The sequence below is a fragment of the Lactobacillus gallinarum DSM 10532 = JCM 2011 genome (assembly GCF_001434975.1).
GTDB classification, from domain to species: Bacteria; Bacillota; Bacilli; order Lactobacillales; family Lactobacillaceae; genus Lactobacillus; species Lactobacillus gallinarum.
Genome location: NZ_AZEL01000070.1, coordinates 1 through 15,666, shown reverse-complemented (window position 1 = coordinate 15,666; position 15,666 = coordinate 1). Strand labels below are relative to the sequence as shown.

The window sequence follows — 15,666 nt, the reverse complement described above, 5'->3', positions numbered from 1 at the left end:
CTACTTATCAATGCAATTAGGCAGCGATATTGCCTTTGTTAAAGCCTTGCCTAAGACGCAGAGTCAAATTGGCATTGACCTTAACCTTGATAATTTCTTAACAGCATCTAACGGAGCAATAGTTGCTAATCCACGATTTTATTGCAAAACCAAAAAGAAACTGGCTCATGCCCAACGTGTCTTGTCTCGCAGGCAGCGCCGGGTTAAAAAAGAAGGGCGCAATTTGCGGCTAGCAAAAAACTATCAAAAACAGCGCTTGATAGTAGCTAAACTGCATGATAAGATTCGCAGACAGCGTGCAAACTTTTTACAAGTACTGTCAACTGCACTAATCAAAAACCACGATTTAGTAGTTGCCGAGGAACTAAGAAGCAGAAATCTGTTAAAGAATCATGCCTTGTCTCAAGCCATTTCTGATGTTGGTTGGCGTAGTTTCCTGAACATGCTGGCTTATAAGGCAGATCTATATGGCAAAGAATTTCTAACAATTGATCCTAAGTACACCACCCAAAGATGCCATCAATGTGGCAGTATTATGGGGCAAAACGGTTATAAGAAATTAACCCTTAAGGATCGGGAATGGACTTGTCCAATCTGTCGAACGCACCATATTCGCGATTGGAATGCGGCAGTGAATATTCTAGAAAAAGGATTAGGCAAGTGGCAGAATCCTAAAATAAAAAAAGCAGCCTAGAAAGGCTGCAGTCCGCTAGCAACTCACGGACTCAAAAGGCTTTGGTAATTAGACGACCTCTATCGGTAATAGTCAAAAGACTATTGCTGGTAAGTCAAGTCCGTATCTAAGCAAGTTTGTGTTCTGGTTAGCGTAAGCTAAGGAGCCACTAAGCCCTAGACTTCAGTCTAGGGTAGTTGACTGATTTATTTAAGTAACAAAGAGCAGGCATTCTATTAATGAGTGCCTGCTTTTGCTTGTTATAATTAAAAATATAAGTGAATTTTGATGAGGTAAAAAAATGAAATTAAAGCAAAAGATTGTATTAACTTCTGTAGCCACTTTACTAGCATTTTCGCCTACTGTCGGAATGATTCAACCGTCACAAACGGTTTTAGCAGCCACTAACAAACGGCAAATTAGTCAAAAAGATAAATTGAAGCTCAATCATAATGCCTATATTTATAATAAAAAAGGTAAGCATACTAAGAAGCTTTTGCGTAAAGGTACATTAGTTAAGTATCAAGGCAAGATTAGTCAAAATGATTTTGCGGATAACTTGTACTTTTATCAAAATTATTCAAATGCACACAGATATCAATTAACCATAACCAAGATTAAGGGTGCTGATTATTTTAAGATCGGTAAAAACCAATATATTAAAGCCGCCAATGTTGATGCTATCGATGGTAATAAGCTTTTATTTAATCAAACTACGGTAACAGTTAAAACGAAGGCGCCACAAATTTTTATGGCCAGTAAGAATAGAGCTTTGACTACCGGAAAATACTATAAAAAAGGTCAAAAGCTAGTTGTCGATCAATTAGGTGGCATGGACGTGTTAGCCAATAGTTTCCCTAATGCTTATCATATTAAAGGCACGGATTATTATATCTGGGCTAGAGATGTCACTGCCCGTCAAAACATGGACTCTATCAACTATGATGTTCGTAATACAACCGTTGTTGAGATCAAAAGAGATAATAGTAAAGCACCATTATATGCATTTAACGGAGAAGTAATTACGCCTAAAGGTTTTGCTTGGACGAGTTTAGCACCAATAAAGGTTAATGGGGCCATCTATTTGTGGAACGAGCAGGAAAACAAAGCTGAGCTTTATTACCATTTAACCAATCATTATCAAAAAATGGCTAATTTGAAGACATCTCCTAGTTTCCCTGAGGTAGTTAAAATTAATACGGTAAAGATAGGGGATGCTTTTATTAAGGCTAGCGATGTAAAATATGTTGACGGTAAATTTTTAAAGCCGATTAATAGTGCTAGTCAGGCTGAAGATAATGCAAAAATTGCTATGTCTGAAAGCGAAGAATTAGATTTAAAGGATTTAATTAATAAGCAAATAGCAGTACAAGGTAGTATTAAGTACAAATTATCTAGTTTTTACAAACGGTATAACTATGATCAAGCGATTGATGATGCAAAATCTGTATTAAATAAGGATAGTGTGTCAGCTGCGCAAGCTCAATATTTGATTTGGAATATTAAGACAGCTAAAGATGAATTAGATGGTGCCAAAGTCAAAGTAGGAAATCTTAATAAATTGACGCAGAATGAAAGACTGGCTATTGAATTACTAGTTTCAAATGTTTACTCTAAGGAAACTGATACTGAATCACTTTATGGCCAGATGACTATGAGTGAAGCAGATGAATCCGTGTTTGAATTAAGCATTGAAAACGAAAGAGATCATAATAAGGTTATTTCTACGAAGATGATGAAGACTAGCGATTTTGCGGAAGAAAGATAATATCTGTTGACACAAAAATGGGGATGCATGATGCATTTCCATTTTTTATTTTGCTTTCGTTTCAGTAAAACACGAACGATTATTATATAAAATAATATAATTTTTAGCATTTTATCTATTTTTCAGGCGAAAATACTGTAATCTGTCAAAAATATATGCTAAAATCTGATCATTAGATGAACAAGAGGGGAAACATTTATAATGAACAACGATATTGAAAAAGTATTATTTACTCAGGAACAACTTAATAAACGGATGGATGAAATGGCTGAACGTTTAAATAAAAAATATGCTAGTCAAGAGCCAATTGTTATTCCTGTTTTAAATGGAGCAATGCTTTTTGCTAGTGATATGATCAAAAGATTAACATTCAAATTAACGGTTGATCCTATCAAGGCCTCAAGTTATGCGGGAACTTCTTCAACTGGTAATGTCAAAATTGTTCAAGATATTAAATCTGATGTTACTAATCATCCTGTGATTTTTATGGAAGATATTATTGATACTGGTCGCACTTTGAAGACACTTACTGAAGTAATGAGAAAGCGCGGCGCTAAGAGTGTAGAAGTGGTTTCAATGCTTGATAAGCCAGAGACACGTGTGGTAGATTTCAAAGCTGATGACTATGCCTTTAAAGCACCTAATGCATTTTTAGTAGGATATGGACTTGACTATAACGGTTGGTACCGTAATCTTCCTTATGTAGGGGTCTTAAAGCAAGCAGTTTATGCATAATTTTTAAAAAAGTGTAAAAAAGTAACCTCTATTTTAAAAATAGTTGATTTTAACAGTACTTGTATATTACAACAGTTGTTTTTACTTATATGAAAATTAAGAAAGGACTATAATACATATTGTAAAGGTACGTTTTATCAACTAAAGAGGTTAGTAAAATGAATAAAGATATTCAAAAATTCAAAAAAGGAATCGAGTACCCAGAGCAGTAAAATGGTATTCCACAAGCTTTCTTCCATAATCCAAAATATAAAAAGCTGAGTACCGATGCTCGTTATTTATATATAATTTTTACACTGAAGATGACTCAGTCACAAATAATGGCTGGGTAGATTCCGACGGAAACATGTATATTATTTATCCTGATCAAGATCTGATGGATGAAATGAATTGTAATTCTTTTACAGTAAATCAATTGAAAAATGAATTGATCAAGCATAATTTACTGTTAGAGGAAAATATGCCTTCTGGACATAGTGATCGACTATATCCGCTTAGAGTAAGCGAAATTTATAAATAAAAAATTAAGCACATTATTACCATGATAATGTGTTTTTTCTTACAGATTGAATGCTGTCATCTCTTATTTTTGTATGGTACAATATGAATATATGTTCTAATGAAGAGGTGACTAAAATGCTGACGCGCTCGCATCGTTTATGCAGCATCGCGCTTGTTGAGCTGGGATTAATTGCTAGCAACACATTTATCGCAGATCCAGCATCTAATTTAATAATTTTATTGGCTACTGGTGTGGGTGCGTCTTTACCTGATATTGATGAATATAACAGCACGACTAGTCGTAAATCTCCAATTAATTTTAGTTTGTTTCTACGCCATCGTGGTGTGACTCATTCATTTTTAGGCTGGTTAGTTTTCTCCATTGGTTTGTATTTCTTAATGAATCATTTTATTCCCATTGAATTTCGATCTTGGCAGTTGCCAAATTGGTGGGGAAGTATTTGGCTAGGCTTGATTTTAGGCTATTTTTTGCATTTAGTTGAAGATAGTTTTAGTAAGCAGGGAGTAGATTGGTGGGCTCCATTTGTTAAAAAGAGAAGACATCATTCAATCTTTCGTTATAAAGTAGGAGGATTTTTTGAAAAATTTATTACTTTAATTGCTTTTTTAGGAATTATAATGATGTCTTGCTATTGGTTATGGCTGATGGCCGCACCTGAAATCTAAGTAAAACGCATACGTTTATTTAGTAAATTTCTTTACTATTTATGGTAAAGTACGCTACTTAATGTTATACTAACGTTGTTGGAAATGTTTTAAGAAAAGAGATATATTAAAATGAATCAAATTGCTTTTAACCAACAATTATCAGATAAATTAAATGAAGTACTTAACCCAACCTTGTATTCAACTCCAGGTAAGGGTGAAATTACTGTAGTTGCTAACGAAAAGAATGACTTGCGTGAATATCGAATCATTACTGAAAACAACAAGGTTGTTAAAGTTGAAGATGCATATGATGCTAAGCATGATGCAGATTATGATAAGATGATGGACTTTCTTAAGGACTATCGTTAATTAAAAAATTGAATATAAATAAAGAAGAGGCCAGGATCATTGAGATCTTGACCTCTTTTGTCTTATTTTCGAAAATACTTCTAATATTTTTTAAAAATCAATTAAGAGTAATATACATGCAAAAAAGTTATACTGTAAAATAATCAATTAATATTTCACATAGATAGTCACTTTCCCTATGATAGAAGTAAGTTAAGTTTTAGTTAATGGAAAGTGACTTAAAATGAAATATAATCAATTAGGTAATTCAGATTTAAAAGTTTCTCAATTTGCACTTGGCTGTATGGGATTTGGTAAGGGAAGCGGTAAGAGCGTAAATGATCGTTCATGGACCGTGGGACAAGAACAAGCTGATCAAGTGATTGCTCATGCTTTGGATTTAGAAGTGAATTTCTTTGATACGGCTTCGGCATATCAAGCGGGTGCTAGCGAAAGAATTTTAGGTACAGCTTTAAATAAACTAGCTGACAGGGATCAAGTTGTTGTTGCCACCAAGTTTGCAACAAGACTACCTGAAGAAATGAAGAAGGGGATCTCAGGTAAAGAACATGTAGTCAATTCACTAGACCAAAGTCTAGAAAACTTACAAATGGATTACGTAGATCTTTATATTTACCACATTTGGGATTGGCTGACTCCAATGGAGGAAATTGCTGAAGGGCTAAACGAAGTAGTGAAGCAAGGCAAAGCACGTTACATCGGAATCTCAAATGCATATGCATGGCAAATTGCACAGATGAATGCATATATGAAAGAACATGATTATCCACAATTTGTTTCAATTCAAGATCACTATAACTTGATCTATCGTGAAGATGAACGAGAATTATTTACTTTTGCTCATGAAAACAATTTAGGATTAACACCATATAGTCCCTTAGCTAGTGGACGATTAGCTCATCCCTTCGGTACAGAGACTGCACGAAGAAAACAAGATACTTTTTCTGCTAAGGAAAAATATGGTAAGACTGTTGAAATCGATCGACCAATTATTGATCGAGTTGAAGAATTAGCTAAAAAACATGATGTCCCTATGGCTGCTATATCACTAGCTTGGCTAAAGACAAAAGTGACAGCACCAATTGTTGGTGCAACTAAGGCCCATCATCTAGATGCAATGGAAAAAGCATTGCAATTAGATTTAACCTCTGATGAAGTGGCATATCTGGAAGAACCGTACAAGCCTCATGATTTAGAAGGCGTAATGGCGGATAATCGAGATCGAAAACATAATTGGACAGATTATTTAACGCATTAATTAAAACAAAAGGTAAAGAATATCAATTTGAATATTCTTTGCCTTTTAATTTTGTCGTTCTTACCATTCTGCATTAAAAACATATTTGTCCATGCGTTTAAATGCATCTTCGATGCGAGAAGTTGGTGAAGCTAAGTTTAATCTAATTGAAGTTGGACCTTGAAATAGTCCACCATCTTGCCAGCCGATGCCGTAATCCCAACCACGTTCAAGTAACTCAGTTTGCGTTTTATCATGTTCTTTAAGCCAATCCGTGCAATCGAGGAACATCATGTAAGTTCCTTCGGTCTTAAAGGTTGAAACTCCATCGAAATGCTTAGTTACATAATCGTAAGCTAGATTTACATTTTGAGAAAGAACTGGTAAAAGTTGATTAAGCCAATTATTTCCTTCATCGCTGTAAGCACCAATTAAAGCATGTTCTGAAAAGACATTCATACTATTGTAAACAGTCTTTTTACCCACGCTTTGGATTCGTTCACGGATAGGCTTATTGTAAATAACGCTGTAACTGCCAATTAAACCTGCAAGGTTAAAAGTCTTAGATGGAGCGTAGAAAGCAGCAGTGTGCTCTTTGGCCCATTCGCTAACTAATTGGGTAGGAGTGTAATGATGATCATTCATCATTAGGTCAGACCAGATTTCGTCAGAAACTATCCAGACATTGTTTCTCTCGTAAACTTCCATTGCATTAGTGATTTCTTCTTTAGTCCAGACACGACCAGTTGGATTATGAGGATTACAGAAAATCGCAACATGAATTTGATTTTTCTTAATCTTTTTATCCATATCCTCATAGTCCATTCGCCAAGTACCATTTTCATCTTTAATTAAAGGTGAGTGGATGATTTGATAACCGTTGCTTAATACAGCGTTAGTAAAGCCCATATAAGTTGGTGAATGAAGTAAAACTTTATCACTTGGTGCTGCAAAGACTTTTAAGGCAGAAACGACGCCGCCAAGTACGCCGTTTTCGTAGCCAATATCTTCTTTAGTTAAACCTGATACGCCCTTGCGTTTTTTGTGCCAATCAATGATTGCCTGGTAGTAGGCGTCGCTTGGTTGGAAATAACCAAAGAGGGGATGCTGAGCGCGTTTAATAATTGCTTCTTGAATTGATTTAGCCGTAGGGAAGTTCATATCGGCCACCCACATCGGGATTGTATCAAAGCCTTCTTTTGGTTTTGATGGTGCAAAACCAGGTAATTTTCCTACTGCATCAACGGCCATCGCGTCTTTGCCATGACGATCAATCAATTCTGTAAAATCGTATTTCATCTAATACCTCCATAAAAGTGTGTTGATCTTATTGTAATAGATGAACTAGCAAAATTGTTAATATTTGTTTGATTATGAAAGGAGCTCAAAATGAAATTAAACAGAAAATTTACAATCAGTGTTACTGCAGCGCTTTTAGCTGTTGTGCCAGTAACGGGCGTAGTTAGTCTTACTAAAACTAATATAGTTTACGCTGCAAGACAGTCTGTTAGTGGCAAAATCAAGGTAACTCAAACTTACGCTAGTTATTTTGCTAACGGCAAGAGACACCCGGTTAAAAAGGGGAAAGTTTTAAAGTATATGGTACACCTAAGTACAAACCGTTTGATCCAGGCAGCTATTATTTTGGTGAACTGCAATACAATTTAGGTAATAGTGGCTTATTATCATCTGACTATGTTAAACAAATTTCTGGCAAAAATTGGATCACAGTCATTAACAATGACTATTTGTATAATGCAAAAGGAAAGCAACTATCTACTAAGATTAAACGTGGTCAAAGTTTAGCTTATACTGGCAAAGTTAAATCAACTAAAAACGGTAAATATTACTTTTATGAAAATAATAAGAAAAAGCGCATCCCTTATTACAAGATCAAAGGACACGAATATTACAAGCTTGGTCGCAATCGTTATGTGAAAGTGGCAGATGTAATTGCTGTTAATGGTAATTATTTAATGACTACTGGTGAGACGACTGGGGGAGTTAAGAACAATAACGTCAGAACTTTCATCAATTCAAATGACTACAGTAATGATTCTACTATGGCACCTAGTGATAAGTACTTAAAGAAGGGGCAAAAGCTAACCTTTGACCAAGCAGTAACTTTTGTAAGTCAATTGGACGATTTTGATCATGATCCTTATGATTATTACCGTATTAATGGAAGAAGTACAAAAAGTTTTACGCTTGGGCTATAACTTGGTAAAAATTGAACATCAGGGTTACGTTCTACCTAATATCTATAACAGCAAGAATAATTGGCAATATATTACTGATCGTCCGGTATGGAATTTCGGCAAAGATAGTCATTTTTGGCTAGGATATGCGGCTTCAGATGTAAAGAATAAGCAACCATTAGATATTAAGGAAATTGCTGAAGAGAGTACAAAAAAGCCAGCTTTAAAGAAGTTAGTCAAACAATATTACGGCCTTAAAGGTAATAGATTCTTCATCTATAATCGTCAAGGCAAGTTGATCAAAAAGTTAACACTTAAGAAAGAAAAGATTTTTAAGGTTAAAGGCATCGGATCGTGAAAGATCAATATATTACCAGATTGGTAAGAATCAGTATACTCAAAATTTGAGTTATCGTTGGGTCATTAAAAAATAATATTAAAAAAGTGTTGACATTGATGATAATTTACTTAAAATAATTATTAACAATTTAATTAATCTGAAAACAAAGAGAAAGAAGAGTAGTTTAATTCGAATTTGCAGCGAATCTCGTTAGGTGTGAGGAGATAAAGGTAGAATTGAATGAAAATCACTTTCGAGTTCTATTTCTTAATCTTGTAGTAAGAAATGGTGGGAGCACCCGTTATAGTGCCTGCGTATCGCTGAAGTTTCTTCGGCCGCACGCGAAAGGTATTGTTAGTAATAACAATATAAATAAAGGGTGGTACCACGCTAGAAGCGTCCCTCAATCAAAGCAATTTTGGTTGAGGGACTTTTTTTGTGATCAGATAATTCTTAATTCTCAGGAGGATGAGTGTATGAATGATGAAAAATCTCGTAAGTTGACCTGGAAGCAATATTTAGTCGTTGCTTCTTTGCTATTTGGATTATTCTTTGGGGCTGGTAACCTGATTTTCCCACTTCACTTGGGACAGCTTGCCGGTGCGAATTGGGGGACAGCCGCAGTTGGATTTCTGATCACTGGTGTGTTATTGCCTTTACTATCAGTGCTTGCCGTAGCCATCACCCGTGCAGGTGGTGTTTACGACATCGGTAAACCATTAGGTGCCGGCTTTGCTGTAGTATTTATGGTATTGATCCATGCGACTATCGGTCCTTTGTTTGGTACACCAAGAACAGCAACTGTTTCATTTACTGTAGGTGTAGCACCATTTATCCCTAAGGATATGCAAACTGTCGCATTGTTAGTATTTTCAGCTGTGTTTTTCTTATTAGCATTTGCATTTTCGTATCATGAAAACAACATCTTGTCTAATGTTGGTAAGGTTTTAAACCCATTATTTTTAGCACTTTTATTTTTAGTTTTCGTTGTAGCATTTCTTAATCCATTAGGAAATCCACAAACTGCTGCTGTTACTGCTGCTTACAAGCATTCAGCATTAGTTAACGGCTTCCTTGAAGGTTATAACACTATGGATGCCTTAGCTGGTTTGGCTTTTGGTGTTACTGTTGTTACCGCTGTTCGTTCAATGGGTCAAAAAGATCCAAAGAGTGTTTCAAAGGTGGTTGCCAAATCTGGTGTAGTTGCTATGGGTGCCGTAGCTTTAATCTACTTACTTTTGATCTTGATGGGTGCAATGTCATTAGGTCACTTCAAGGTATCAGATAACGGTGGTGTTGCATTTAACCAAATCGTTAATGAATACGGTGGTCTTTTTGGTCAAGCATTACTTGCATTCTTGTTAACTGTTACTTGTTTAACTACTGCTGTTGGTTTGGTTGCCGCATTTGCACAAGATTTCCATAAGCATTTCCCAAAGGTTAGTTATCACGCATGGCTTGCTCTTAGTTGTTTAGCATCATTCTTTGCTGCTAACTTTGGTTTGGATCAAATCATCGCTTGGTCAACTCCAATGTTGATGTTCTTGTACCCATTATCAATGGTCCTGATCCTTTTGTCAGTATTTTCACCATTGTTCAAACGTGATAGCGTAGTTTACTTCTTTGTGATCTTGTTCACGGTAGTACCTGCATTAGGTGACATGGTTGTAGCATTTCCAGCAGTTGTTAGTCAAAGCCAATTTGGTTTAATGGTTACTTCAGTTAGAAGTTCTTTGCCACTTGCAAGTATGGGACTTTCATGGTTAGTACCTGCATTAGTTGGTTTGGCAGTTGGATTAGTATTCCACGTCTTTAGAAGAAAGAACTTAGTCACTGCACAAGAAGAATTTGAATAAAAATAAAAGCTTTTCTACTCATGCAAAATACGTGAATAGAAAAGCTTTTTCAGTATGAATTTTAATTACTTCAAATTATTAACCTTCACAACAGCTTTGGATACATCCTTTAATTTACCTGAAGTAAATTGCTCAACTTCACCTAAAGATAATTCATGTGAGATTAATGGTAAGACATCGACTTTATGTGATTCAAGTAGTCCAATGGCATCTTCAAAGCAGTATGGATTGATAAATGAGCCTTGAATCGTTAATTGCTTTTGATAGATTTCATAAGAATTAATCTTGAATTGTGACTTAGGGTTGGCCACGCCAAACATTAATACTTGTGCACCACGCCGCGTAGCAGCAATTGCTTCTTCTTGGGTAATAGGATTACCGACAGCTTCTACTACAATGTCGTAAGCATTGTTAGTAATCTTGTCTCCTTGAGCGGTATTAAAAGTAGTGACATCAAAATGATCATGATTGAGCTTTAATTTCTCTTTAGAAATACCAGCTAAATCCACCTGATGAACGCCCATTGCCTTTAAAGTTTGAACGAATAATTCACCCATAAAGCCGTCCCCGATGACTAATGCTTTTTGATAGGGATGCAATTTTAACAAATTTACACCATGCATAGCACATGAAAGTGGTTCAGTGACTGCAGCTGCCTTAAGTGAAAGGTTATCTGAAATAGGGTAGACAACTTTAGCTGGCGCGGTGAAGTATTCCGCAAAACCGCCATCACGAGTGACACCTACAGCGGAAAGGTGTTCACAAAGTTCTGGTCGAGAAGTACGACAGTAGTAACATTGACCACAGTAAATATTAGGGTCAACAGTTACTCGATCACCAGGTTTAATATTGGTGACATTTTTGCCAACCTCTTTAACAATCCCTGAGTTTTCATGACCTAAAATAATAGGTGGATTTGCTTGAGCAGAACCTGGTAAACCATTGTAAAGTTCACGATCTGTGCCGCAAATACCGGCATAGGCTGTATGAATTAGAACTTCATCATCTTTGACCTCTGGGGTGGGAACTTCTTTTTCTTCTAATTTTTTAGTTACTGTTAAAACTAATGCTTGCATAATTTTTCCTCGATTCTTCATGAATAGAGTAACTCATTTGAAGGCAAATGTAAGTACTTTCATAGATGAAAATTATAAATTATTAAAGCTTTTACCAATAAAAGCAGAAAAATAGTGTTGCCAATAAAAATTAATATAATATAAGGACATGAAACGAGGTAATAATATGAAGAAATTTGGTAAATTAGGTTTAGGAGCCGCAGTCGTTAGTTTATTTGCTTTATTAGTTGGAAAGAAGTTAAATGATCAAGTAGGTAAAAAAGATGCTGAAGATCGCGGCGTAAGTAAAATAGACTAAAAGGAGCTGGATGGGATACCATTCAGTTTTTTATTTAAGTAAAAAGTAAGTGCATCTTACTTTTTAAGCGCACTCATCAGCAACTATAATAACGATAGTTACTTAATTAAACATAACAACAGAGTATATAAAAGGAGAGCAAAAATAATGGAGTATCATAAGATCAATCAAGAAGATTTGAAAGCTTTAAGTTCTTATATTGCTGATCCTGCGCGCCTTATCACTAATCCAACTACGCACTGGGATCACGATCAATTCAAGACCGTTCGTGCTATGCCAGACTTGGTCATTCAACCGGTTACTAATGAAGAAGTATAAAAAGTCGTTAAATATGCTAGTGATCACAATATTCCGATCGTGCCAAGAGACAATTCAACTGGCTTGATGGGAGCCAACTTGACAGTTGAAGGTGGTATTTCACTAGACATGATTAAAATGAATAAGTTGCTAGAATATGATCCAACATCATTAACTATGACTGTACAGGCAGGGATGCGGTTGATTGATATTGAAAAAGTTCTTAGCAAATAAACCATTTTCATACATGCCAGCATCAGCGATGCACTGGGCTTCAATTGGTGGTAACGTTGACACCGATGCTGGTGGCTTAAAGTCTGTCAGATATGGCGTAACTCGTGAACACATTCGTCAATTGAAAGTAGTTTTGACTGATGGTAAATTATACAAGTTTGGTGCTAAAGCTGTTAAATCTTCATCAGGTTACTCACTCAAAGATTTAATCATTGGATCAGAAGGTACTTTAGGTGTAGTTACCGAAGTAACGATGTGGCTTTATCCAACACCAAGAAAATCAATTAACGCTTTAATTCCATTTCCAACATTAAATGATGCGATCAAGTCAGTACCAGCAATTTTGGCTTCAGGCGTAGTACCTACTACAGTAGAATTTATGGGTAGGAAAGTTATCGATCTCTGGGAGAAATACTATAATGAAAAATTCTCAGTTGATACAGGAGATGGCTTTATTTTACTTCGTTTTGACGCCTTCACCGATGGAGAATTGCAAGCTGTTGCCACTACCAAGCAATTTAAGTCAGCAACACCAATTGTGCTTGATGCTAACTCAGAAGAAGCAAAGACCATTTGGAAGTGTCGTGAAGATTTGTTGTTAGCTATTCAAAAATCAACGCCTAAGATGAATGAGGTAGATATTTGTGTACCAATCAATCATATTCCTGATGTTTTGGATCGAGTAGATGAGCTTGAAAAAGAAATAGGTATGAGAATTCCTAACTTTGGTCATGCTGGTGACGGTAATTTGCACATCTATCTCTGTTCAGACAATATGAGTGATGAGGAATACAAAGAAAAGAGCGATAAGGTAATTACAGAACTTTACAAGATTGCTAAAGCCCTTGATGGTACATGTCTGGTGAACATGGTATTGGTTATGTTAGAAAAGATTGGTTCGAATGGTACTATGGTGAAGACTATACTAACTTATTAAGAAAGATTAAAAAGGTCTTTGATCCAAACTCTGTTTTGAACCCAGACAAGATTTTCCCATTACAAGATAATAGCAAGTTGACTAATTTAACTTATGTAAACGAATTGGTAATGAGCTAAAGCAATAGAATAAAAGAACAAAAAAGATGGTCATTTTCCTGTGAGAAAAAGATCATCTTTTTGTTTTTAAGCTTCTTTTGTTAATTCATAAATTGCTTCGGCGTAAATGGCAATTGAATCAATCAAGTCATCAACTTTCATGTATTCGTTAGCTTGGTGCATAACCATTGGTGCATCTTCTGGTTGAGCACCGAAGGCTACACCATGCTTGAATAGACGACCATAAGTACCACCACCGATAACAACTTCGTGGCCTGGTTTACCAGTTTGATGTTCATAAACCTTGAGTAAGGTCTTAACTAATGGATCATCACCTGGTACGTAGTGTGGTTCTTCAAATGAGTTGAATGAAGCAGTTAGGATATCACCAAATTTTTCTTCAACTTGCTGAACCATCTTGTCTGGATCAGTACCCTGTGGGTAACGGATATTATCCTTTAAGATAGCATCACCATCAGCCTGATATTCAAAGATACTTGGTGCACTTGAAAGATCACCCATTAAATCATCATGATGAGCAACGCCAAGCTTTTCACCCTTAAAGTCTTCATGTTCAACATCAGCTAAGAAGTTAAGATAATTCTTGTCGCGTCCAGCGAAATCGAATTGATTGAGGAACTTACCTAAGAAAGTGGCAGCATTGCGACCAACTTGAGGAGCAGAAGCATGAGCACCTTGACCAGTAAGTTCGATCTTAGCCTGATCGCCATTAATTTCGAACTTACCTTCTAAGTCATTGTCAACTAAAAACTTAGTGAATTGTTTCTTAATATTTGCTAAATCACTGCCACTAATAATAGCGTAAGCTTTTTGTGGAGTAACATTTTCAGCAATACCGGCAGTAAACTTCTCAAGTTTTGCATTGCCCGTTTGATCATCATCTTTAAAGTTAAGTATCAAAGTATAAATTCCTTGCTCACCGTTAATGATTGGGTACTCTGCATCAGGAGAGAATACTTGATCTGGAGTAGGTTCGTGCTTTAAGTAGTAATCAATACCAACCCAGTTAGTTTCCTCATTAGTACCAACGATGAAGTCGATCTTTTTCTTAGGAGTAAAGCCAGCTTCTTTTAGTAAAAGCATGCCGTAGTATGCGGCAAGGGCAGGACCTTTATCATCTGCGGAACCACGACCGATGATTTTTCCATCCTTAATCAGCATCTTGAATGGGTCGGTATTCCAACCATCACCTGCAGGAACTACATCCATGTGACCTATGATGCCAAGACGTTCTTCACCATCACCATAGTCAACGCGACCAGCATAGTTATCAACGTTCTTAATATGAAAGCCATCTCTTTCGGCAAATGATAAAAACTTCTTCATTGCCTTAACTGGGCCAGGACCAACAGGGTATTCTGTAGAAGTATTATCTAAATCTTCAGAAGAATCAATGGCAATTAATTCGCCTAAATCGCGTAAAATATCATCTTTCTTAGCAGCGGCTAATTTCTTATAGTCTAAGCTCATATTTTTCTCTCCCTTAATTAAAATTGATTAATAATATTTTATCAGAAATATTTGATTCTTACTAAAAATTGGATCATTTAACTACTTCCTACAGTCTTTAAGATACCTCAGTAGTATATATGATTACAACAGATCCAAATAGATGGTATAATAGACATGAAAAGGCTGTGATTTCAATGGCATCTTACAAAAAAATACAAGCAAACGTAGATTCAAATTTAGCTTTACAAGCTGAAGATATATTTAAAGATATTGGACTCAATACTACTACTGCTATAAATGTTTTTTTAAAGAAAGTAGTTGCAACAGGAGGTATTCCTTTTGAATTGAAAGAAACGCCAGAACAAAAAGCAACAAGAGATTTGGTACAAACCATTTCAAAATCACCTCATAAAGAGGCTAAATCAACGAAAGATATCGAGGATTGGCTGAATGAGGACTAACGATATTGTGGATGTTTTTGTAGCATATATTATTAAAACAGGTGGTAAAAGCAGACTAGTTTTAATAATAAAATTAACCGATGCAAAAGTTTGGCTACTAAAGATTACGTCGAAGTACACCGAGAAAAGTGAAAATATAAGAAAGTACTATTATCCAATTTTTGATTGGGAAAAATATAATTTTGATAAACCTTCATATATTGATACAAAAGAATACTTGATTGCCAATATTAATGACTTAAAAATAACAAAAGTTAGAAGTCATTTTTCATTAACTGATTTGAAAAGATTAAAGATATTTATTGATAACAATTGCCAATAGATTAGAGAAGAAGCTTGATAGTAGCTAAACTGCATGATAAGATTCGCAGGCAGCGTGCAAACTTTTTACAAGTACTCTCAACTGCACTAATCAAAAACCACGATTTAGTAGTTGCCGAGGAACT

Annotated in this window: 17 protein-coding genes, 1 pseudogene and 1 other annotated feature; of the genes and pseudogenes, 15 read left to right on the top strand and 3 right to left on the bottom strand. The window is 35.7% G+C overall.

Annotated elements, in window-relative coordinates:
* From FC37_RS08610 to FC37_RS08585, 7 genes are all read left to right on the top strand, one after another.
* Window positions 1-694 (top strand): RNA-guided endonuclease TnpB family protein (locus tag FC37_RS08610; protein WP_156400676.1); only part of this gene is annotated, 694 nt, incomplete at its 5' end.
* Between the two features lie 280 nt (window positions 695-974).
* Complete coding sequence (locus FC37_RS08605) at window positions 975-2,441, top strand: SLAP domain-containing protein (protein ID WP_056945611.1); 1,467 nt, start codon at window positions 975-977, stop codon at window positions 2,439-2,441.
* 201 nt (window positions 2,442-2,642) lie between these two features.
* Window positions 2,643-3,176 (top strand): hypoxanthine phosphoribosyltransferase, encoded by a 534-nt coding sequence (hpt, locus tag FC37_RS08600; RefSeq protein ID WP_025006404.1) that lies wholly within the window; start codon window positions 2,643-2,645, stop codon window positions 3,174-3,176.
* A 346-nt stretch (window positions 3,177-3,522) separates the two neighbouring features.
* On the top strand, window positions 3,523-3,696 hold the full coding sequence (locus tag FC37_RS11015; RefSeq protein ID WP_420889358.1) for a hypothetical protein: 174 nt from the start codon (window positions 3,523-3,525) through the stop codon (window positions 3,694-3,696).
* Window positions 3,697-3,812: 116 nt separating this feature from the next.
* On the top strand, window positions 3,813-4,364 hold the full coding sequence (locus tag FC37_RS08595; protein ID WP_025006403.1) for a metal-dependent hydrolase: 552 nt from the start codon (window positions 3,813-3,815) through the stop codon (window positions 4,362-4,364).
* 111 nt (window positions 4,365-4,475) lie between these two features.
* On the top strand, window positions 4,476-4,715 hold the full coding sequence (locus FC37_RS08590; protein WP_003626373.1) for a hypothetical protein: 240 nt from the start codon (window positions 4,476-4,478) through the stop codon (window positions 4,713-4,715).
* 223 nt (window positions 4,716-4,938) lie between these two features.
* Window positions 4,939-5,973, top strand: a complete 1,035-nt coding sequence (locus FC37_RS08585) for an aldo/keto reductase (RefSeq protein WP_025006402.1) — start codon at window positions 4,939-4,941, stop codon at window positions 5,971-5,973.
* A gap of 60 nt (window positions 5,974-6,033) precedes the next feature.
* Here the strand turns inward: FC37_RS08585 and FC37_RS08580 are convergent, their stop codons facing one another.
* Window positions 6,034-7,251 (bottom strand): MalY/PatB family protein, encoded by a 1,218-nt coding sequence (locus FC37_RS08580; protein ID WP_056945610.1) that lies wholly within the window; start codon window positions 7,249-7,251, stop codon window positions 6,034-6,036.
* A 90-nt stretch (window positions 7,252-7,341) separates the two neighbouring features.
* Here FC37_RS08580 and FC37_RS08575 point away from each other — a divergent pair, with 90 nt between their 5' ends.
* The 4 genes from FC37_RS08575 to brnQ all read left to right on the top strand — a co-directional run bounded on the left by FC37_RS08575 (window position 7,342) and on the right by brnQ (window position 10,346).
* Window positions 7,342-7,620, top strand: a complete 279-nt coding sequence (locus tag FC37_RS08575; protein ID WP_025006401.1) for a hypothetical protein — start codon at window positions 7,342-7,344, stop codon at window positions 7,618-7,620.
* Complete coding sequence (locus FC37_RS08570; protein WP_338107508.1) at window positions 7,605-8,171, top strand: SLAP domain-containing protein; 567 nt, start codon at window positions 7,605-7,607, stop codon at window positions 8,169-8,171. Before FC37_RS08575 ends, FC37_RS08570 begins: the two co-directional genes overlap by 16 nt.
* Window positions 8,134-8,508 carry a hypothetical protein gene (locus tag FC37_RS08565; protein WP_236697315.1) on the top strand — a complete coding sequence of 125 codons (375 nt, stop codon included), beginning with the start codon at window positions 8,134-8,136 and terminating at the stop codon, window positions 8,506-8,508. Before FC37_RS08570 ends, FC37_RS08565 begins: the two co-directional genes overlap by 38 nt.
* Before the next feature lie 139 nt (window positions 8,509-8,647).
* Window positions 8,648-8,897: a binding site (T-box leader), on the top strand.
* Between the two features lie 69 nt (window positions 8,898-8,966).
* Window positions 8,967-10,346: a branched-chain amino acid transport system II carrier protein gene (gene brnQ / locus FC37_RS08560; protein ID WP_025006399.1), complete on the top strand. Its 1,380-nt coding sequence runs from the start codon at window positions 8,967-8,969 to the stop codon at window positions 10,344-10,346.
* 65 nt (window positions 10,347-10,411) lie between these two features.
* Here brnQ and FC37_RS08555 read toward each other — a convergent pair whose 3' ends face one another.
* Window positions 10,412-11,422: a zinc-dependent alcohol dehydrogenase family protein gene (locus FC37_RS08555; protein WP_025006398.1), complete on the bottom strand. Its 1,011-nt coding sequence runs from the start codon at window positions 11,420-11,422 to the stop codon at window positions 10,412-10,414.
* 166 nt (window positions 11,423-11,588) lie between these two features.
* On the opposite strand from FC37_RS08555, the gene FC37_RS10935 reads away from it, so the two are divergent.
* Window positions 11,589-11,720: a hypothetical protein gene (locus FC37_RS10935; protein ID WP_269082143.1), complete on the top strand. Its 132-nt coding sequence runs from the start codon at window positions 11,589-11,591 to the stop codon at window positions 11,718-11,720.
* Between the two features lie 147 nt (window positions 11,721-11,867).
* A pseudogene (locus FC37_RS08550) lies at window positions 11,868-13,307 on the top strand (FAD-binding oxidoreductase).
* 66 nt (window positions 13,308-13,373) lie between these two features.
* Here the strand turns inward: FC37_RS08550 and pepV are convergent.
* Window positions 13,374-14,777: a dipeptidase PepV gene (gene pepV / locus FC37_RS08545; RefSeq protein ID WP_025006397.1), complete on the bottom strand. Its 1,404-nt coding sequence runs from the start codon at window positions 14,775-14,777 to the stop codon at window positions 13,374-13,376.
* A 119-nt stretch (window positions 14,778-14,896) separates the two neighbouring features.
* On the opposite strand from pepV, the gene FC37_RS08540 reads away from it, so the two are divergent.
* Together FC37_RS08540 and FC37_RS08535 are read left to right on the top strand one after the other, a co-directional pair.
* Entirely contained in the window at window positions 14,897-15,220 is a 324-nt protein-coding gene (locus FC37_RS08540) for a type II toxin-antitoxin system RelB/DinJ family antitoxin (protein ID WP_236697314.1), read from the top strand.
* Window positions 15,210-15,542: a hypothetical protein gene (locus tag FC37_RS08535; protein WP_025006395.1), complete on the top strand. Its 333-nt coding sequence runs from the start codon at window positions 15,210-15,212 to the stop codon at window positions 15,540-15,542. Before FC37_RS08540 ends, FC37_RS08535 begins: the two co-directional genes overlap by 11 nt.
* Window positions 15,543-15,666 lie beyond the last annotated feature (124 nt).